The organism is Phascolarctobacterium faecium DSM 14760 (genome assembly GCF_003269275.1).
Classification (GTDB): domain Bacteria; phylum Bacillota; class Negativicutes; order Acidaminococcales; family Acidaminococcaceae; genus Phascolarctobacterium; species Phascolarctobacterium faecium.
Window position 1 is genome coordinate 20,448 of the sequence record NZ_QLTS01000003.1, and the last position, 18,916, is coordinate 39,363.

An 18,916-nucleotide genomic window follows, 5' to 3' on the forward strand; every position below is an offset into this window, starting at 1 on the left:
AAAATGTTGCTCCAAGCCGTTTTTAATCACATATTAAACTTTTTCATATTTTTAGCAGAAGTAGTTTTGTATTAATTAATAAAATTATATTTTTTATTCGTTTACATTTGTTATTTCATTCTTTAATAAAAATAAAGTATTTTTAAATTATATCTAATCGTTTTTTCAAATAACTAAATTTACTATATGTTTTACTATAAATGTTTATGTTATAATTTACTTGTAATATTTTCGAAGGGATATTGGCGATGTTAAGCAAAAATACGCTATTTGAATTTCTTTATCAAAATTTACACGACCAGATCACCTGCGGCCATCTGAAACCTGGCGATACTCTGCCTTCCATGCCGCAGCTTGCAGCCATTTATAATGTCGGTATCCGCACCGTCAAAGATGTTTTGGCCAGATTAAAAACAGAAGGCCTGATCCAAACGACAGAACGCAAACCGGCACGTGTCATTTACCGGGCTGAAAAAAACAGTGCTTCTCAAAGCTATGCTGTTGGTCTGCTGCGGCGTCAGGAGTCGCTGACAGAAGTTTATCAAACCATGGGGCTCATTTTACCGTCCATTTTTCATTTTTCTGCCGCACACTGCGATATCAAAAAGCTGCCCTCCTATCAGAAGCTGCTCAAAAAAAATAACTGTCAGGATACTGCAGCGCTCGATGCCGCTTTTTCAGCTCTGCTGAACGAACTGCTGCGCAGCTCCAACAATCTGCTCTATAACGATCTGTATAACAGTCTGAAAACTTATTCTAAGGTTACTTTAGCGGCACCTAAAAATATACTGTTTAAGTATGATCCGGAAACCTTCCGGCTGCTGCTGGCTGCTTTACAGAGTAATGATTACCAGCTTGTCAATAAGCGTTTCAATGATATGTATCTCAGCTTTTCTGTTTCAGTCAACAAATATATCCGGAAAGTATACAAAAAATACCAACAGGCAGAGATTCCCGAACCTGTTTATGATTATAACTGGAGCGCTGAAAAAGGACGCGACCATTACTATACCCAGATCGCCCGTGACCTGATCGATAAGATCGCCGCCAGCATCTATGAGCCCGGTACACTTTTACCTTATGAAGCTGTACTGGCCAGAAACTACAAAGTCTCTATTTCCACGATCCGCAAATCGCTGGCTCTGCTCAACGAGATCGGCTTCGCAGAAACCATCAATACCAAGGGCACTATTGTCAGGCTGCCGCCTACCTTCATCACCGCTAATTGTATGCAGAACGAGCGTTACAAAAAAGATACGCTGATCTATCTCAGCGCCTTGCAGCTAATGTCAGTTATTATCAAGCCTGTCGCTGTGGCTGCAGCCGGCAGGATCGATCCCCAGACACAGAAAGCCTGGCGGTCAGAATTTGGTCAGCCAGGTAAAGTACCCCTGGCCTTAATAGTCAATTCCCTGATCGAACTTACGGAGCTGCAGCCGCTGCGGGCGATACTGCAGGAAACCAATAAACTGCTGCACTGGGGTTATTATCTGGCTTTTCACCGCCAGAATCTTGCAGGAACGACGGATACTCTTTGCAAATATACATGGCAGGCTTATTTATACCTGGAAGCACGGGATATTGAAGGTTTCAGCACTTATCTGGCAATTTGTTTTTCCTATATCCTTGAAACGATCCGTGATTTTATTATACAGCATGGCCTGCAGGAAGCCGCAAAGCTTGCAACACCTTACAAGATACCAGATTTAAATATCAAATAAAAAAATAGACCTGCCCTAGGGCAGGTCTATTTTTGGGGAATATCTTCAAACAAGGTGGAGAGGGTTGCAATCTACCTTGCCGAAAATCGACTTCACAAATTTTAAATATTGCAATATTTAAATTCGCAATATTTTAATTTATGTTATTATAGCACATTCCCATTTTTTTCAAAATAGTTTTTCAGAAATTTATTTTTAAATCAAAAAGCAGCTTCTCCATTATTAAGATGAGAAGCTGCTTTTACATTTTTCCAGGAATATTCCCTGCTGTTCTCACAGCATATTTTCATCAAATACGACAAAAACATTTTTGCCTTTTCCCTTGGCTTTATACAAAGCGCTGTCCGCTTTCTGATACAGGTCGTCAAAAGCAGCGCCGTCGTCAGATTCACAGAACACCATCCCGATACTGCAGGATATCTTCAGTCCTTCTTTTGCCGCGCCTTTAGTGTACAGACTGCAGATCTGCCCGGCTTTCACCAGGGCATTTTCCATACTGGTGATATCACACATCAGCACCGCAAATTCATCGCCGCCGATACGGCCCAGCAGATCCGAACTGCGGAAGCTGCGCTCAAGATTGGCAGTAAGCTCACACAGCACCGTATCACCGAAGGCATGTCCCCTGCTGTCGTTAACATTTTTAAAATCATCAATATCCAGCAGGAAAAAGGCATGCTGCCGTTTCGAGCTGTCAGCTAAAACCTCATTGACATATTTTTCAAAAACAGCCCGGTTATAAATACCCGTCAAAGGATCTCGCTCAGCCTTATGCTGCATCCGTGCAAATTTATTCTGCGTATCGTTGATATCCAGAACATTACCTAAAACACGCTTGATCTGCCGCTTATCATCAAATACCACCGCCATATAAAAACGATACCAGTGATAATCGCCATCAGAAGTATGCAGGCGCCCCTGAAAAACTGTCCTGCCGGCCCTTTGCAATTCTGTCAGAGCCTTCTGCACGGCACTGCTGTCTTCCTCATGAAAATACTTATTTAAACTGCTGCTATTCTTTTCCGCAATAGTATCAGTAATAAAGCCGCCCAATTTTTCCAGTATCTGTTTTTCGGTATTATGCCCGGCCGCACCTTCACCGGTATTTTTAACGATCAGAAATTTACATGCTTTCAGATCAAATTCAAACATGCAGCCTTCCATCAGTCCAGCCGTCAGCCTCAGGCCCTCGATCTCCGCGTTGATCTGTTTTAAACGGTCTTTTTCGATCTGCCGCCAGATATAGATGATAACGAGAAAGCACAGACAAATGAGCAGGAAATATTTTCCCATCGTATCCCGGGCGATCTTGTTCAGCATCTGCTGGTCTGCTAAAAGATTCGTTCCCGACACGATCTGGAAGGTGTACCAGTCGTTAACTTCTACAGGCGCAAAGACTACATACTGTGTCTCGCCAAAGATATCAGTATAATAGAAAGCGCCGCTTTCTTTATTGGCAATAGCTTTTTCCAGGTCTTGCTCCGTCATCGAGCAGCCAATGGCTTCCTGCTCCAGGAATTTAAAGAAATTTCCCTGCTTGCCATTGCCGATGCCCATAATCACATCGCCCTTTTCATCTGCGATCATCGTAATGCGGTCCTGCTGCATATTCAGCACCGCCAGCAGCGTTTTCGTCGCATTGTCAAGATCATAGGCTTCATGGACAACGCCGATGACCTCTTCATCCTTATACAGTGGCTTAGCCAGAATAACTACTTTTCTGCCGCTGGACGGCAAAACGACCGGCCCTTCAACAACTTCTTCTCCCTCTAAGGCCCTTTTATAATAATCCTGATCCAGGATATTGATTTCCTCGCCATTGCTCATCAGGGTTTTCTGACCACGATAAGTAAGTCCAACAGTCGAAAAATGCCCTGTGTTGGAAACTGTACTCAAAAGATTGATCAAATTATCCTTCTGCCCTTCATATCGAGGAGCGTTTCTCAGCACGATATCCAGTAATTCATTCTGCCGCTGGATCTCGGTATGCAGAATAACCTTGGTATGATGGGCTGCGTCCAGCAAATAATCGTAAGTCTGGCGTTCCAGAATGTCCTTTTGACTGGCACTGAAATTGAATGCAAAAGAAACCGCCAGGATCAAAACTGAGATTATAGTTATGACGATCAGCTCACGATGCAGTTTTCCCCACATAAAGCTACCTCTTTCTATTTTTTACAAACGCTCTCTGAATTCTACAAAATAAAACAATTAGGTTATCCGCTATTAATTATAACCTATTTTTTATATTATAGCATTTTTACTTTTAGCAAATAAATACTTTTATCTTTATTTTTTAAGCCCGGCCGCTGTTTTTTACTGCCGCTGAAAAAAAGCAAAACACCGCTTTCTGTAAAAGCGGTGTTTTGCCTGTAGGAAACTATATATGAGATGTAATTGCCGTTAAGGCTTAAACATGGCTGTTGGAAACTTCAACAGTTTTGTTCATGACGTTGGTAAAGAATGTAACCGGCACCATAGTCTTGCCATTTACTAAAATCGGAGCGTTGTCCAAAGTAATGGTTTGGCCATTGCGTACATATTGGTTGCTGCCAATAGTCATAAAATAGGTCTGATCACCTTTTTCCATCGAAACATTTTGCATACCGGCATCCCAGAATACCTGGTAGTCCATTTTTTCCATCAGCGGACGCAGGGGCAGGTATACTGTATCTTCTTGAACCATGATGGCTTCATCAGGAGTTAATACCAGCTCTTGTTGATCCATAACGATGGTTCCTGCACCAAGATGGACTTTGATATCGGCGCTGTTGGCTTTAGCGATAGACCAGCCAAAAATGCCTACCAATAATAAGCAGACCACTACGATTACAGATTTTTTCATTTTCATTGACCTCTTTCCTTTCCTGCTGAGCAGGTTTTGTTTACGATTTTTATTATATACACTTTTTCATCTGTGTGAAGTTTTCAATATTTAAATATCAACTAGAAAAAAATTACAGTTTACTTACAAAAATACTTTTTCCGCCTTTTTTACAGGTCTGAATGGCGCATTTTAAAGCCCTTAACCCCCCTGAAACAGTAGAAGTAAATAAAAAAACGACCTTTGTAAGCGCAGTACCTGCAAAGGTCATTTTTGAGTATAAAAATTTTTTAATCCAAAGACTTGACGATCACCAGAACAGGAAACGCCGCATCGGGCAGATCGCTATGAGCACCGCCGCAGACCTTTTCTTCATAAGCGTCCCGGTCCAGCAAATCAAAATCTACAATAATATCGTCACTGTAATATTCCTGAGCCGGCTCAATATCTTCTTTGCGGATACCCTGCCAGGCAGCTTTCGGCACTTTTGCCGCAAAAAATTCCAAAGTCGATGATTTAGCATGATAAATCTGGATCGCGTCTTCTGCGGTATACAACATAACTTTCAACTCCTGTCTTTTCAAGATCAACGGCGCGCTGCCAATGAATGACAGCATCGCTTGTTGTTATTATCACTATATCACAGAAAGCAGCGACAGTCAAAAATCTTAATAATAATTATTAGTTGCATTATTTTCTAAAATATGATTACTAAAAAGCGGTACTGCCGCCATATCAGGACAGTACCGCCAGTCAGCTTTATTTATTATGCCTCGATCGGCTCGTCCTGCAGGGCTTCGTAGCCTTCCTCGCCAGTACGTATCTTAACGACGTTCTCTACATCATAGATAAAAATTTTACCGTCGCCATACTTACCGGTATAAAGCACTTTTTTCGCAGCGGCCACCACCGCAGCCACAGGAATAGCCGAAACAACAAGTTCTACTTTGACCTTGGGCAGCAGATGCACGCTTACTTCCGCACCGCGGTAATATTCGGTATTGCCTTTCTGCAGCCCGTAACCCAAAACCTTCGTTACCGTCATACCGGTAATACCAAGTTTATCCAAAGCTTCCTTCAAGATCTCAAAACGCAGCTGCGAAGTAATGATCACGATCTTCGTCATTTTCGGTCTGCCTGCTGACGGCAGAGCGGCAGTAACGTGAGTAACGGCAGCACCAGCCTCTGCTGCTTCCTGAGCAGTCACAGCACCATGGAAATCTTCTGCTGCCGGCATAAAATCGGCATAAGAGCTGGCCAGACCATGCTCTTCCATATCCAGCCCGGCGATTTCCTCACGCGTGCTGACCCGCAGTCCGATAGTTTTATCGAGGATTTGAAAAATCAGCGTCATCACGATACCGATATACGCCGCTACCGCTGCAACTCCTGTCGCCTGAATGATCAGCAGCTCACTGCCGCCGCCGTACAGCAGACCGCCGTCTACTGCAAAAACACCAACCAGCAGCGTGCCCAGCGCACCACAGACTCCATGTACCGAAATTGCGCCGACAGGATCGTCGATTCTGGCAATCTGGTCAAAAAATTCTACTGCAAAAACGATCACAAGCCCGGCAATGATACCGATCACAAAAGCTCCCGGAACACTGACTGCGTCACAGCCAGCAGTAATAGCGACCAATCCTGCCAGCGCGCCGTTCAAGGTCATCGATACATCAGGCTTGCCGTAACGCAGCCAGGTCAGGAACATCGTTGCCGTCGCGGCAGAGGCAGCGGCCATATTAGTAGTAACAAAGATCCTGCCCATTGATGTCAGGACATCGTCACCGGTCGCGCAAACTGTAGAGCCGCCGTTAAAGCCAAACCAGCCGAACCAGAGAATGAATACGCCCAAAGCGCCCAGCGTCAGGCTGTGTCCCGGTATGGCATTGACACTGCCGTCAGCATTATATTTTCCAATACGCGGACCAAGTATCTTGGCACCGACAAGCGCGGCTACACCACCGACCATATGGACCGCCGTAGAACCGGCAAAATCATGAAAACCCATGGCGCCGAGCCAGCCGCCGCCCCAGATCCAATGCCCCGAGACCGGATAAATAACCGCGCTGATCAAAATACTGTAGATACAGTAAACAGAAAACTTCGTCCGTTCGGCCATAGCACCTGATACAATAGTCGCCGCCGTAGCACAGAAAACAGTTTGAAAGATAAAAAAGGCCCAGGACGGATAAGACGCCCCATAATCGTTTTGCACAAAAAAATCAGGCGCACCGATCAAACCGCCGATATCCGTGCCAAACATCAGGCCAAAGCCAATGATCCAAAAAACGATACTGCCCAGACACAGGTCCATAAAATTTTTCATCACGATATTGCCGGCATTTTTAGCTCTGGTAAAACCGGTCTCGACCATGGCAAAACCCGGCTGCATAAAAAATACCATAAACGCGCCGATCAGTACCCACATCGTATCCGCTGCTGCGTATTTTTCCATCATCATAGTCCCCCCACATCCAATCATTTTAGCTCTATTTATAAAAAAGAAGCGTATCCTCAGCGGATACGCTTCTTCGCGTTGTCAGCTTCCCCAGGGCGTCCTTTAATTGTTGACGCCGTAAAGCAGCTTGCCGTAGGTCGGATACGGCAGATAGTCTTCACCGATCAGCTCTTCGGCAGCATCAGCATAGCTGCGCAGGAGCTCCATTTCTTTTAAAACCGTGTCATGATAATAGTTGGCCTCAGCTTTCATATCAACGCATTTTTCAGCACCTTTCAGCGCTTTGGCCAGCTTTTCACCGCTGTTATACATTTTAGCGGTCAACTCGGAAATCTTCGCCGCCAGATCAGCTTCAAAGCAGTTTTTGATCCCCAAGTCCTTTTTAGCCGCAGCATTGCCCAGCAGGTCATTAGTATAAGCCGCTGCCGCCGGCAGGATATCCTTATACAGCATATCCAGCATCGTCAAGGCTTCGATATTGATCGTTTTGGCATATTTTTCCAGCATGATCTCCACCCGGGAACGCACCTCGGTCGCTGTAAAAATACCGTGTTTAACAAACAATTCGATATTTTTTTCCGCTTCCATATAAGGCAGCGCTTCCGGTGTGGATTTAAGATTAAGAAGCCCCCTCGATTTGGCCTCTTCTACCCATGCGTCCGTATAACCGTCACCGTTGAACACGATACGTTTATGCTTGACGATGGTTTCTTTGATCAATTTCTTCATGGCAGCATCTTTATCGGCTGCTTTTTCTAATTTGTCTGCGAATTGATTCAAAGCTTCGGCAACGATAGTATTGAGAACGATATTAGGGCCGGCGATAGAAAACTCGCTGCCCAGCATTCTGAACTCGAACTTGTTGCCGGTGAAAGCGAACGGAGACGTACGGTTTCTGTCCGTATTATCCTTGGTCAGTGCCGGGATAACATCGCCGCTCAATTTCAATAACGCCGCCGCGTCAGGATTGTACTGCTTCCCTTTTTCGATAGCTTCCAGAATATTGGTCAGCTCCGTCCCCAGGAAAACAGATACTATCGCAGGAGGCGCTTCGTTCGCGCCGAGACGATGATCGTTACCGGCGCTGGCTACACTTACGCGCAGCAGATCCTGATATTCATCAACAGCTTTGATGATAGCTGCGAGAAACAGTAAGAAACGGGTATTTTTATGTGGTTCTTTACCGGGATTCAGTAAATTATCGCCTTCAGTAGTCGCAATAGACCAGTTATTATGCTTACCGCTGCCATTAACGCCAGCAAAGGGTTTCTCGTGCAGCAGGCATACCAGTCCGTGACGCAGGGCAACGCGCTTCATAAATTCCATTGTCAGCTGATTATGATCAGAAGCTACATTAGTAGTAGTAAAAATAGGTGCCAGCTCATGCTGGGCCGGAGCAACTTCGTTATGCTCCGTTTTAGCAAGCACACCCAGCTTCCACAGCTCCTCATCCAGCTCCTTCATAAAAGCCAGGACGCGCGGCTTGATGATGCCAAAATAATGGTCTTCCATCTCCTGCCCTTTCGGAACCTTGGCTCCGAACAGTGTACGCCCCGTATATACCAGATCCTTACGCTGCTCCCACATCTCCTTATCGACGAGGAAATATTCCTGCTCCGGCCCGACAGTAGTCACAACCTTCTCAGTCGCCTGCCCGAACAGCGCCAGTATACGTCTGGCAGCCTGGTCGACACAGCACATCGAGCGCAGCAGCGGCGCTTTTTTATCCAATACTTCGCCGGTATAGGAGCAAAACGCAGTCGGGATGCATAAACAGCCATCCTTGATAAACGCATAAGAGGTAGGGTCCCAAGCAGTGTAGCCGCGGGCTTCAAAAGTAGCGCGCAGACCGCCCGAAGGAAAGCTGGAAGCATCAGGCTCGCCCTGGATCAGTTCTTTCCCGGAGAAATCCATAATAACGCGGCCGTCTGCCGTCGGAGCGATAAAGCTTTCATGCTTTTCGGCAGTAATACCGGTCATCGGCTGGAACCAATGGGTAAAATGGGTCGCGCCATGTTCCAGCGCCCAGTCTTTCATCGCATTGGCGATGATGTTGGCAATCGGCAGATCCAGCGCTTCGCCTTTTAAGACAGCGTTTTTGAAAGTCTTGTAGGTAGCCGTTGGCAAACGGTCTTTCATAACCGTTTCATTAAATACCAGGCTGCCAAACATTTTCGGTACATTGCTCATAATTTTCTCCCCCTCACTGAAACTAAACAGAATAAAAAAAAGCAACGGCGAACTCAGGCCTTGGCCCGCAACTTCGCTGTTGCTTATGCTATGATTATAAATCACTTTTCAGGATTTGTAAAGAGTTTTAGCAAATATTTTTTCATGTTTTTATTTTAATGTTCGGATTTTTAGCATAAAAACGCCTTTTTTTACTATTTTTTATATTAAATGTTCCGAAAAATCATTGACAATGAAAAGCAAACAAGCTAAACTAACAATGTAAAAAATCCATCTACCAATATCAACACTTGCGATTTAGCAGGCGACGAGTGCCTTACATTCGCCGGCTCTACTAATAAATTTATTTAAAAGAAAGCAGGTTACAGACAATGGCAAAAATGTTGTATGAAGGCAAAGCCAAAAAAGTTTTTGAAACCGAGAACCCCAATGAAGTAATCATCTATTATAAAGATGACGCTACCGCCATGAACGGCCTCAAAAAAGGCACTATCGCAGATAAAGGCATTATGAATAATACGATCACCAGCTTTTTCTTTGACCTGCTTGCCAAGCACGGCATCCCCCATCACCAGATCAAAAAGCTCAGCGATCGTGAAGCGCTGTGTAAAAAAGTCAGTATCATCCCCATGGAAGTAGTTACCCGTAACATCGCCGCCGGCAGCCTGGCCAAAAAAATGGGCGTCGAAGAAGGCTATGTTATGAAACGCCCTATCGTAGAATTTTACTATAAAAACGACGATCTTGGCGATCCGATGATCAACGCTGATTATGCCGAAGCTTTTGGCTTGGCAACCGATGCACAGGTTGCAGAAATCAAAGCCTGCGCCCTGAAGATCAACGAAATCTTAAAGGCCTTTCTGGCTGAACGGAAAGTGCGCCTGATCGACTTCAAAATGGAATTTGGCGTCGATGCAGACGGAAAAGTGATCCTCGCCGACGAGATCACACCTGATACCAGCCGCTTATGGGACTGGGATACTAACGAAAAACTCGACAAAGACCGTTTCCGCCGTGATATGGGCAGCGTCGAAGAAGCCTATCAGGAAATAATCAAAAGACTGACAGGGAAATAATTAGCATATCACAAAATAAAAAGCCGACTGCGAGGTCGGCTTTTTTGTTATATAATTATGATAAAATTAATGCCGCCTGACGAAAGCGAGGTATCTGCCATGGAAAAACAAACCTTGATCGCTCATTGCCTTACTTATCCTAATGCTGTCGAAGATTATCCCTTTGCCGATAACGATCTCACTATTATGCGCCATCCATCCGGTGGTAAATGGTTTGCCTGTATTATGCATCTTCAAGGCAAGCTCTGCATAAATCTGAAATGTGATCCTGTCAGATCCGAATTTCTGCGCCGTACTTACAAAGGCGTTTACCCGGCCTGGCATATGAACAAAGAACATTGGAACACCGTCGAAGTAAACAGTGTACCCAAAGGCGAATTATTTGCCATGATCGCCCACAGCTTTGAACTGACCGCGCCCAAAATACCAAAAGCGAAGCCCATGAGAAAAACAGAGAAATAAAAAAGCACCGCTTTCAGGCGGTGCTTTTTTATTTCTCTTCTGTTCAGATTTCAATACTGCTTAGAAACTCCAGCGAGCACCCACATTCCACTGCCAAGGAGTTTTAATATCATCGCCAAATGTTTTAACTACATCAGCATAAACATAACTGTTGTCCGTAGTTTTGAAGTTGAAGCCCAGGCCTGCTTCATACCAGGTGCCGCCAATATCCTGACTGTAGCTGTTGCTGATACTATTCAGGTTCAGATAAGTATCGGCATTACCTGCAAATTCATGCAGCAATGAAGCTTTGGCATAAATGCTGCCTTTATCGCTGATAGTTTTACCCATTTCAAAGCCCACTCGTCCAACGCAGCTCTCCAGTGTATCCTGGTTGACTTTGATACCGTTATTAGTAGTATAATCCTCACCGCCGATACGCATCAATGTCAGCTGAGCCTGCGGCGTTACATACCAGCCGTTATCGAGGCCTACCTTCATACCATATTCACCGCTCAAAGAAGTTCCCCAAGCATCATAATCTCCATGAGTATGCCCTGCTGCCGCATAATTATCGTATTCGTTGGATAAACGACCCTGTTTTAAAACAATATCAGTATAATGTCCTCTGTCACCCAGCCAGGTTCCATAAAGTGACAGGGAGGTGCTCTTGTTTTCACCTTTACCGCTATCGTAAGTAGTTTTTCCGTCGTTATGGCTTATTGCCGCACCATAATGCCAGCTGCCAAAAGCTTTATCATAGCCCAATTGGAAGAAATTATACTGATTTTTATAAGCGCCGCTGTATTCAAATTCACCGCGGCTCATACGTGCCCAAATGCCTTGGTCTCCCTTGCTGTTACGCAATTCTCCTAACCGCTGGCTCAGCGTGCTGTCCTCCTGCCGCCATGAAACGATCGCAACACTGGCAATATTGCGCATAGAAGTCATAGTAGAACTTTCCTTATTTTGTTTGACGCTGTCAACCTTGACCGTACTGCCGCTGGCAGCAGTATCCAGATCAGCGCTTACCGAACCCTTTAACAAACCTTCTGCTACATTAGCCGTAGCTGTAAGACCAGTATTAGTACCTTCCGCAACACTAATATTTTTAGCTAAACCCCCTAAATCATCAGCCACATTGTTAAGATCGTCGGCGGTGATACCAGTGTAATTAATTGTAAGTTTAGGACCGGCCACCGCTTTGGCTTTGAGATCGATTTTATTTACAGCATCAGATTCTATCGTACCAATTGATAATTTGGCGGTTTTTAAATCGGAGCTCGTTAACATATTTACAGTGCCTCCACTGCCATTAATGTCACCAAGTTTAACTTCCTGCCCCTCACCGCCATTCACATTAATAATACCATCGTTAAAATTTAGTTTATTAACAAAGCTGTTCTCATCAGTATTCCATTGTGCACCGTTGGCAAGTCCTAAGGTCATGCCGCCAACCTCTTTTTTCCCGTCTGGCGGATAAGGATTACCGTTAACAAAGATATTGCCGTTAAAGACAGAGTCTTGTGTTGTTAAATTTAAATCAACAATTGCATCTACCGATGTTCCTGATGTCGGTTGGTCATAGTTAAAATTAATATCTCCGTTGATTTTAACTGTGCCCTTGCCATCTTTATTGATCTCTGTTGTTGCACCGCCGCGAGTGCTCAAAAAAGTTCCTGACTCTACTGTTAAATTACCGTTAATAATTACTTTAGCACCGCTATAATTAACAATGCCGATATTATTATATTCCCCTGCGGTTGGCACTTTATTACCAGAAGTTACGTTAATATATGTGTTATCAGCATCTATTTTCACAGTGGACGGATTGCCATCATTTACAGTCTTATTATTTTGTGCCCAAATACCAACAGCTAATCCTTCCGCCGAATTGGCTTCAATACTTACATTTTCACCTTTGACATTAATAATGCCCGGTTCAACCTCACTGTTGTTCGTTGAACGTATTGCATTCAGCCCCAGAGCATCTTTTTTCGCGTCAACCTTCACCGTGACATTTTTAGTTGTATCATCACCAAGGTTTAATGTCCCGCCATTTATAACATGCTTATCTTTATCAGTGAAAGCCCCCGCATATACTGCTCTTGCTTCACCTTCCGTATTAGTAACCGATATGTTTATATTTTCTGATGCCGCATTCAAAACGGCTTTATCCCCAACAAAAATTCCATATACACATTGCGTTTCACTGCGTTTAATATCTGCAGCAGTAAAATCTGCTTTCTTATCGCCCTCGCCGTGGTATATAAATTCCGCATTTGGCTTCACAGTAAGAGCATCGTAATCAACAATTGTCGCTGTATCCGCCGCTAAAGCTGTTCCTACCGGCAAAGCTAATACTAATCCCAGTGTTATTTTTAGTGCCAAATTTTTCTTAGTTTTACCCAACATTTTCTACACCTTCTTCAATAAATTTCAACACAGGCAAAATGAGTAACTATCTGTCCATACACCCTAAAATTCAGCACCATCCCCTTTTCTTGATCATTTAAGATCAAATAAAAATTTCTGACATAGGTCTTGAATTTCCGGATACAAAACAGCCGTTTTATTTAATATTTTTTAATTATTTTGTATCTCTTATGATATATTACCACATCTGTACCCCCCCGCAAGACATTTACGTTGGTATATTTCAAACGTTTTATGGTCTTGCACAAATTTTCGATTCAATTGTTATCAAAACACACAAAAAACTTAAAGGGCCTGTTGTCTGTAAAATACAGACAACAGGCCCTGATAGCGTTGAGCTCTATTTAATTATCCAACTTTCAAGTACCACTTCACGGTTTTAGTTATATACTCTCAGTCCAGTTTAACTGCGGTTCCGGAAACGCTGACCATCAGCATACCGTTAGTTTCGCCCAGCACTTCATAATCCACATCGACACCGACTACGGCATCGGCGCCCAATTTAGCGGCGCGCTCAGACATTTCCGCCAGCGCTTTTTCACGTGCTTCCTGCAGTTCCTTTTCATAGGTCCCGCTGCGGCCGCCGATCATATCCGTAATGCTGGAAAACATATCCTTGATAAAATTGACGCCGGAAACTACTTCCCCAAAAACAATACCTTTATAAGCAACGATTTTTCTGCCTTCTACAGCAGGTGTGGTCGTAACAATCATACTGTCAGCTCCTTTTATTTTACTGTTACCAGTTCATACGCGCGTGTTCCCATACCCAGCTTTTCGGCATGAGCAAGACAGGTTTTCCATTCAGATTCCGGTGTCAGGTTATGGAAATGATCATGTCCCTGACAGCCTTCCGGATTAGCTTTTAAATGATCGTCCAGCAGTGAGTTCACCATGACCGGCGCTGCATTGACCAGATCGGCACAGGCCTGATCCAGTGCCACCGGATCAAAAGATGCCAGCATACCGATATTAGGCACTACAGGTGCGTCATTTTCCGCATGACAATCACAGTAAGGAGATACGTCAACGATCAGGCTGATATGAAAATGCGGCCTGCCGTGCAAAATAGCCCAGGCATATTCCGCCATCTTTTTATTGAGCGCTTCCATGCTGGAACCATCAGCGGGCGGCTTCACCGCGTCCATCGGACAGGCACCGATACAACGTCCGCAGCCAACACATTTATCCAGATCGATATGCGCTTTTTTATTTTCGATGATCGGCGCACCATGCGCACAGATCCGCACACAGGCACCGCAGCCGATACATTTGCGTTCACTGATATGCGGTTTGCCGTCATGGTGCATTTCCATTTTGCCGGCACGAGAACCGCCGCCCATACCGATATTTTTAATAGCGCCGCCGAAACCAGTAGCTTCGTGACCTTTAAAATGGTTCAGGGAAATCACGATATCCGCATCCATCAATGCTTTGCCTATTTTCGCTTCTTGCACCAATTCGCCGCCCGGCACAGTTACATAAGCTTCGTCAGTACCCTTCAAGCCGTCGGCAATAATAATGTGACAGCCTGTTGAAAAAGGACTGAAACCATTTTCGTAAGCAGCTGTAATATGTTCCAGCGCATGCTTACGACGGCCTACATATAAAGTGTTGCAGTCTGTCAGAAACGGACGTCCTCCTTGTGCGGCAACGGTATCAACAACTACTTTGGCATAATTGGGACGCAGAAAAGAAAGATTGCCCGGTTCGCCGAAGTGGATCTTGATCGCCGCAAATTTATTCTGAAAATCAATATCTCCGATCCCGGCTGCTTCGATCAGCTTACCCAGCTTCTGCGGTAAACTCAACCCGCCATATCTGGTACGCATATCCGAAAAATAAACTTTTGCCTTCGTCATATTCCATTCCTCCCTTATAACAATCCCGGTAAATTCAGGTCGCTGCTGTCGATAACAGGCCGGCCCAGCGCACGTGACGGCACAAAACTGCCGTGGCAGTCACTGCCGCCGCTGACAAGAAGCTGATGCTGACGGCAATAAGTGAGCAGTGCCGCAGTATCTTCCCTGCTGTGTCCCGAATGGTAACATTCAAACCCGTCAAAATCCTCCTTCGCCAATTCCAGCAGTGTCGCTGCCAGCCCCGGCCCATGAAAACTGCTGGCTGCATGCGCGCATAAAGCTACGCCGCCGGCAGCATGGATGGCATCCACAACTTCTTTTATCGAAGGAAAAACCGGAAAACCAAGATCATGTTCTTTGGTAAAAATCCTGCTGAAAAAATCATTGACATCGCCGCAGAGCCCTTTATCCTGCAAGAAAGCCAGGGCTTTCCAGCCTCCGCGTCTTCTATCATAATCATACCGCAAAAACTCTTCAAAATCCAGCAGCCAGCCTCGTTCGATCAACATTTTTATACTTTCATCATCCTTGCTGTTCAAAAGCCGCTCATTATGCTCCAATAAATCCAGCAGCCGTTTGTTTGTGACATCGATACCATAACCCAGGATATGAAAACAGAAATCGTCTTTCGTCGAACAGATCTCCGCACCGGGAATAAATTTTAATCCTGCTGCGACGGCCAGCTCATGTGTCGCCGCCACATTGGCCACGCTGTCATGATCGGTAACAGCAATAGCTCCCAGCCCTGCTGCAAGCGCCGCTGCAACGACTTCCGGCGGAGTCCAGGTACCGTCAGAAGCGGTACTGTGGATATGCAGATCAACTTGCATCCGTCTGCTCCTCCTTCCTGCAGCGGCAGATCTTGCATTCTGCCGTCAGGTTCTCCTGTGCCTGCGGTTTCTGATAAAAACGTCTGCCAAATAAACAACTCAAAATAAACATACAGGTACCAGTCAGTACAATAGTGCCGCCCGGCGCTAAATTAGCATAATAAGATAAGGTCAGACCACCTGAAACGATAACGAGCCCATAAGCAATACCGCCGTAAATTGTCCCGGCAAAGCTGCGTGCCGTCTGCAGTGCGCAGGCTACCGGTATCACCATCATAGCGGAAACCAGCAGCAGGCCTACGATACGCATCGAAAGCGCAACTGTCAGCGCCGTCAGCACCGCCAGCCACATATTGAGTCGGTCAGCAGGCAAGCCTGCCACCCGTGCCGATGTTTCATCAAAGGTCAGATACTGCAGCGGCCGGTAAAAAAGTACCACAAAAATACAGGCAAAAATCCCCAGGCCGGCCACTATCCATAAATCGCTGCTGCTGATCGTCATCAGACTGCCGAATAAAATACTGCTTAAATTAAAACCGCCCATACGGTTCATACTTGTAAAAACAACTGCCAGCCCGATACCACTGTAAAAGAAAATTGCTAAAATCATCTCTGAAAAGGCCGCCAGCCTGGTCCGTACCCATTCTATCACGAGCGCCCCAAACACAGTGACCGCTGCTGCGCTCAAAACGGGCTGCCAGCCCATCAGCGCTCCACCCGCTACACCGGCGAAGGCGATATGTCCCAGGCCGTCACCGATCATCGACTGCCGCCGCAGCACTAAAAAACTGCCGATCAACGGGCAGATCACTGCCACGATCAAACCAGCCAGCCAGGCGCGCTGCATAAATTCTGTTTCAAACATTTCCAACATATAAGTACCTTCTATCTGTAAAAGTAACCGTGCTTATGACGATGCACCAGCGCCTGCTGTACGTCGCCCCAGAAGCAGACATCGTGGTCAAGGCACAAAGCATTATGCGCCACTTCGGCTGCCAGCTCCAAATCATGCGACACCATCACGATCGTCACACCCAGCTCACGGTTGATATCCCTAAGCATTCTGTACAGTTCGATCTTCGCATCCGGATCGACTCCGGTAGCCGGCTCGTCCAAAAGCAGCAGTTCAGGCTGCCGCACCATAGCGCGTGCCAAAAAGACACGCTGCTGCTGACCGCCTGATAACTCACCTATTTTACGATGCGCAAGCTCTTGAAGATAAAACCGTTCCAGCATCGTTTCTACTCTGGCTTTGCCAGCCCGGGAAATTTTCTGAAACATACTGCTGCCACACAAAAGGCCCAGCCCGATAACCTCTTTGACACTGATTGGGAAATCGCGATGCTGTTTAGCAGGATTCTGCGGTACATAACCGATTTTTTCCCAGGCCTCGAATTGCGGCAGCGGCGTTCCGTACAGCTCTATCTCGCCGGAAGTCGGCTGCAGAATGCCTGCTAAAAGACGCAGCAGCGTACTTTTCCCTGCCCCGTTAGGGCCAATAACGGCAACAAAATCTCCCTGGGCAATCTCCACCGAAAGATCGTGCAGAATCCAGCCTTCGCCATAATTATAGCCTAATTTGTTTATTTTAATGATATTTTCCATAGATCCACCGTTTATTTAACGCCCAATGCCAACTCCAGATTGTCGATATTCCGCGTCATGATTTTTAAATAATCGTCGCCGTTGTTTCTGCCTGCTTCACTCAAACCTTCCAGCGGATCAAGCACCAGCGTTTCAGCTCCGGAGGCTTCCGCAACAGTTTGAGCGATTCTGGGACTGACAAGAGTTTCAAAGAAAACATATTTTACCTGATTGTCTTTGATCGTACTGATCAGATTTTTCAAATCAGCCGGAGTTGGTTCCGCATCAGGAGAAATACCCATGATCGCAACCTGCTGCAGACCATAATCTTCAGCCAGATGACCAAAGGCGGCATGAGTCGTGACAAACAGCTTTTGCGGTGCTTTAGCCGCCAGCTCTGTCAAACGCTGGTCAAGCTGCAGCAGTTTTTCCTGATAGGCTTCGCTGTTCTTTTTATAAACAGCAGCATGTTCAGGATCAGCCTGCACCAAAGCAGCCGTTATTGCAGCAACTTCCAATACAGCTTTTCTCGGACTCAGCCAGACATGCGGATCTACATGAGTAGCTTTTTCGTCAAACAGCCCTTTGCCGGCCTCCACACTGGCTACCTGCTTGTCCTTTACAGCTTCTAAAGCAGGCCGGGCCCAGTTCTCGACCCCGCCGTTATAAACAAAAAGCCTGGCATTGCCTAATTTTGTTAAATCCTTGGCTGTCGGTTCCCAGTCATGCGGTTCCACACCGTCAGCGATCAATGTATCGACCTGCAGTAGATCTCCGCCGATCTGTCTGGTAAAATCAGCCATAGGATAAAAGCTTGCCACTACCGGCAGCTTGCCATCAGCCTGTTTCTGTTCACTGCCGCAGCCGACTGCCGCCAGTAAAACCATACCCAATATTACAACTAAAAACTTCTTCATTCTTACCTCCTACAAATTACCGCAGCTAAAATTTATTATTAAGCAGTAAGCCGCTTCACTTCTCCCCGGTGAGCCCTTGCCAGAACGCACCAACCTTATTTTTACTCTTTATCACCTCTTTCCTCAGACTGCTCAGTTATCACAATCTTCACAATAACCATATAAAATGCTGTGCTGCAGGCTTAAATTAAATTTATGCTTATGCAGTACATGCTCTGAAAACATATCTAAGTGCTCACAGCTCAGAGGAATGACTTTTCTGCATTTCAGGCACACCAGCTTCCCTCTTAAATCAGCCTGCGGACAGGGCAGACGCCAATACTGCGTTCCCGATCCATCAACCGGCTGGATTTTAATGACAGATCCTTCCAAAGCCTGCCGCTCCAGAAAACGGTACACCGTCGTCTGACCGATGTCGATCTGCAATTTTTGCAGGCTGCTCAGCAAATCTTTGACAGTTAAAAAATTATGTTTATCCTCTAAAAAATATTGCAGCATCGCTTCCTGCTGAGCTGTTTTATAAGGATTACGTTTTTTCATAAGGCACTCCCTAATTTGAAATTGAAATTCATAT

Annotated in this window: 16 protein-coding genes; 3 read left to right on the forward strand and 13 right to left on the reverse strand. The window is 45.5% G+C overall.

What is annotated here, in order from left to right:
* Positions 1–248 precede the first annotated feature (248 nt).
* Entirely contained in the window at positions 249–1,721 is a 1,473-nt protein-coding gene (locus C8D73_RS05195; RefSeq protein ID WP_113077538.1) for a GntR family transcriptional regulator, read from the forward strand.
* Between the two features lie 273 nt (positions 1,722–1,994).
* Here the strand turns inward: C8D73_RS05195 and C8D73_RS05200 are convergent, their stop codons facing one another.
* The 5 genes from C8D73_RS05200 to C8D73_RS05220 all read right to left on the reverse strand — a co-directional run bounded on the left by C8D73_RS05200 (position 1,995) and on the right by C8D73_RS05220 (position 9,196).
* Positions 1,995–3,875 carry a sensor domain-containing diguanylate cyclase gene (locus tag C8D73_RS05200; RefSeq protein ID WP_113077539.1) on the reverse strand — a complete coding sequence of 627 codons (1,881 nt, stop codon included), beginning with the start codon at positions 3,873–3,875 and terminating at the stop codon, positions 1,995–1,997.
* Positions 3,876–4,131: 256 nt separating this feature from the next.
* On the reverse strand, positions 4,132–4,566 hold the full coding sequence (locus tag C8D73_RS05205) for a stalk domain-containing protein (RefSeq protein WP_046430522.1): 435 nt from the start codon (positions 4,564–4,566) through the stop codon (positions 4,132–4,134).
* A 269-nt stretch (positions 4,567–4,835) separates the two neighbouring features.
* Positions 4,836–5,105 carry a hypothetical protein gene (locus C8D73_RS05210; protein WP_021718662.1) on the reverse strand — a complete coding sequence of 90 codons (270 nt, stop codon included), beginning with the start codon at positions 5,103–5,105 and terminating at the stop codon, positions 4,836–4,838.
* A 206-nt stretch (positions 5,106–5,311) separates the two neighbouring features.
* Positions 5,312–7,003 (reverse strand): ammonium transporter, encoded by a 1,692-nt coding sequence (locus C8D73_RS11425; RefSeq protein ID WP_044492061.1) that lies wholly within the window; start codon positions 7,001–7,003, stop codon positions 5,312–5,314.
* 105 nt (positions 7,004–7,108) lie between these two features.
* The gene (locus C8D73_RS05220; RefSeq protein ID WP_113077541.1) at positions 7,109–9,196 is read right to left on the reverse strand and encodes a glutamine synthetase III family protein; all 2,088 of its coding nucleotides are present in this window, start codon (positions 9,194–9,196) and stop codon (positions 7,109–7,111) included.
* 371 nt (positions 9,197–9,567) lie between these two features.
* Here C8D73_RS05220 and purC point away from each other — a divergent pair, with 371 nt between their 5' ends.
* Both purC and C8D73_RS05230 read left to right on the forward strand, forming a co-directional pair.
* Positions 9,568–10,272, forward strand: coding sequence for a phosphoribosylaminoimidazolesuccinocarboxamide synthase (gene purC, locus C8D73_RS05225; protein WP_021718665.1), 705 nt, complete (start codon positions 9,568–9,570; stop codon positions 10,270–10,272).
* 99 nt (positions 10,273–10,371) lie between these two features.
* Positions 10,372–10,734: an MmcQ/YjbR family DNA-binding protein gene (locus C8D73_RS05230; protein ID WP_113077635.1), complete on the forward strand. Its 363-nt coding sequence runs from the start codon at positions 10,372–10,374 to the stop codon at positions 10,732–10,734.
* Positions 10,735–10,794: 60 nt separating this feature from the next.
* On the opposite strand, the gene C8D73_RS05235 is transcribed toward C8D73_RS05230, so the two are convergent.
* The 8 genes from C8D73_RS05235 to C8D73_RS05270 all read right to left on the reverse strand — a co-directional run bounded on the left by C8D73_RS05235 (position 10,795) and on the right by C8D73_RS05270 (position 18,882).
* Positions 10,795–13,128, reverse strand: coding sequence for an autotransporter outer membrane beta-barrel domain-containing protein (locus C8D73_RS05235; protein ID WP_113077542.1), 2,334 nt, complete (start codon positions 13,126–13,128; stop codon positions 10,795–10,797).
* A gap of 414 nt (positions 13,129–13,542) precedes the next feature.
* Positions 13,543–13,863 carry a heavy metal-binding domain-containing protein gene (locus C8D73_RS05240; RefSeq protein ID WP_021718668.1) on the reverse strand — a complete coding sequence of 107 codons (321 nt, stop codon included), beginning with the start codon at positions 13,861–13,863 and terminating at the stop codon, positions 13,543–13,545.
* 14 nt (positions 13,864–13,877) lie between these two features.
* The gene (locus C8D73_RS05245) at positions 13,878–15,011 is read right to left on the reverse strand and encodes a DUF362 domain-containing protein (RefSeq protein WP_113077543.1); all 1,134 of its coding nucleotides are present in this window, start codon (positions 15,009–15,011) and stop codon (positions 13,878–13,880) included.
* Between the two features lie 14 nt (positions 15,012–15,025).
* The gene (locus C8D73_RS05250; protein WP_113077544.1) at positions 15,026–15,841 is read right to left on the reverse strand and encodes a PHP domain-containing protein; all 816 of its coding nucleotides are present in this window, start codon (positions 15,839–15,841) and stop codon (positions 15,026–15,028) included.
* Positions 15,831–16,715: a metal ABC transporter permease gene (locus C8D73_RS05255; protein ID WP_170123174.1), complete on the reverse strand. Its 885-nt coding sequence runs from the start codon at positions 16,713–16,715 to the stop codon at positions 15,831–15,833. The genes C8D73_RS05250 and C8D73_RS05255 overlap by 11 nt, the downstream gene beginning before the upstream one ends.
* An 11-nt stretch (positions 16,716–16,726) precedes the next feature.
* The gene (locus C8D73_RS05260; protein WP_113077545.1) at positions 16,727–17,446 is read right to left on the reverse strand and encodes a metal ABC transporter ATP-binding protein; all 720 of its coding nucleotides are present in this window, start codon (positions 17,444–17,446) and stop codon (positions 16,727–16,729) included.
* An 11-nt stretch (positions 17,447–17,457) separates the two neighbouring features.
* Positions 17,458–18,342, reverse strand: a complete 885-nt coding sequence (locus C8D73_RS05265) for a metal ABC transporter solute-binding protein, Zn/Mn family (protein ID WP_113077546.1) — start codon at positions 18,340–18,342, stop codon at positions 17,458–17,460.
* A gap of 132 nt (positions 18,343–18,474) precedes the next feature.
* Positions 18,475–18,882 (reverse strand): Fur family transcriptional regulator, encoded by a 408-nt coding sequence (locus C8D73_RS05270; RefSeq protein ID WP_021718674.1) that lies wholly within the window; start codon positions 18,880–18,882, stop codon positions 18,475–18,477.
* Between the last annotated feature and the right edge of the window lie 34 nt (positions 18,883–18,916).

Excerpts from the sequence above, each read along its gene's own strand:
- C8D73_RS05195 (WP_113077538.1), top strand. The coding sequence starts at position 249 with ATGTTAAGCAAAAATACGCTATTTGAATTTCTTTATCAAAATTTACAC.
- C8D73_RS05200 (WP_113077539.1), bottom strand. The coding sequence starts at position 3,875 with ATGTGGGGAAAACTGCATCGTGAGCTGATCGTCATAACTATAATCTCA.
- C8D73_RS05205 (WP_046430522.1), bottom strand. The coding sequence starts at position 4,566 with ATGAAAAAATCTGTAATCGTAGTGGTCTGCTTATTATTGGTAGGCATT.
- C8D73_RS05210 (WP_021718662.1), bottom strand. The coding sequence starts at position 5,105 with ATGTTGTATACCGCAGAAGACGCGATCCAGATTTATCATGCTAAATCA.
- C8D73_RS11425 (WP_044492061.1), bottom strand. The coding sequence starts at position 7,003 with ATGGAAAAATACGCAGCAGCGGATACGATGTGGGTACTGATCGGCGCG.
- C8D73_RS05220 (WP_113077541.1), bottom strand. The coding sequence starts at position 9,196 with ATGAGCAATGTACCGAAAATGTTTGGCAGCCTGGTATTTAATGAAACG.
- purC (WP_021718665.1), top strand. The coding sequence starts at position 9,568 with ATGGCAAAAATGTTGTATGAAGGCAAAGCCAAAAAAGTTTTTGAAACC.
- C8D73_RS05230 (WP_113077635.1), top strand. The coding sequence starts at position 10,372 with ATGGAAAAACAAACCTTGATCGCTCATTGCCTTACTTATCCTAATGCT.
- C8D73_RS05235 (WP_113077542.1), bottom strand. The coding sequence starts at position 13,128 with ATGTTGGGTAAAACTAAGAAAAATTTGGCACTAAAAATAACACTGGGA.
- C8D73_RS05240 (WP_021718668.1), bottom strand. The coding sequence starts at position 13,863 with ATGATTGTTACGACCACACCTGCTGTAGAAGGCAGAAAAATCGTTGCT.
- C8D73_RS05245 (WP_113077543.1), bottom strand. The coding sequence starts at position 15,011 with ATGACGAAGGCAAAAGTTTATTTTTCGGATATGCGTACCAGATATGGC.
- C8D73_RS05250 (WP_113077544.1), bottom strand. The coding sequence starts at position 15,841 with ATGCAAGTTGATCTGCATATCCACAGTACCGCTTCTGACGGTACCTGG.
- C8D73_RS05255 (WP_170123174.1), bottom strand. The coding sequence starts at position 16,715 with ATGTTGGAAATGTTTGAAACAGAATTTATGCAGCGCGCCTGGCTGGCT.
- C8D73_RS05260 (WP_113077545.1), bottom strand. The coding sequence starts at position 17,446 with ATGGAAAATATCATTAAAATAAACAAATTAGGCTATAATTATGGCGAA.
- C8D73_RS05265 (WP_113077546.1), bottom strand. The coding sequence starts at position 18,342 with ATGAAGAAGTTTTTAGTTGTAATATTGGGTATGGTTTTACTGGCGGCA.
- C8D73_RS05270 (WP_021718674.1), bottom strand. The coding sequence starts at position 18,882 with ATGAAAAAACGTAATCCTTATAAAACAGCTCAGCAGGAAGCGATGCTG.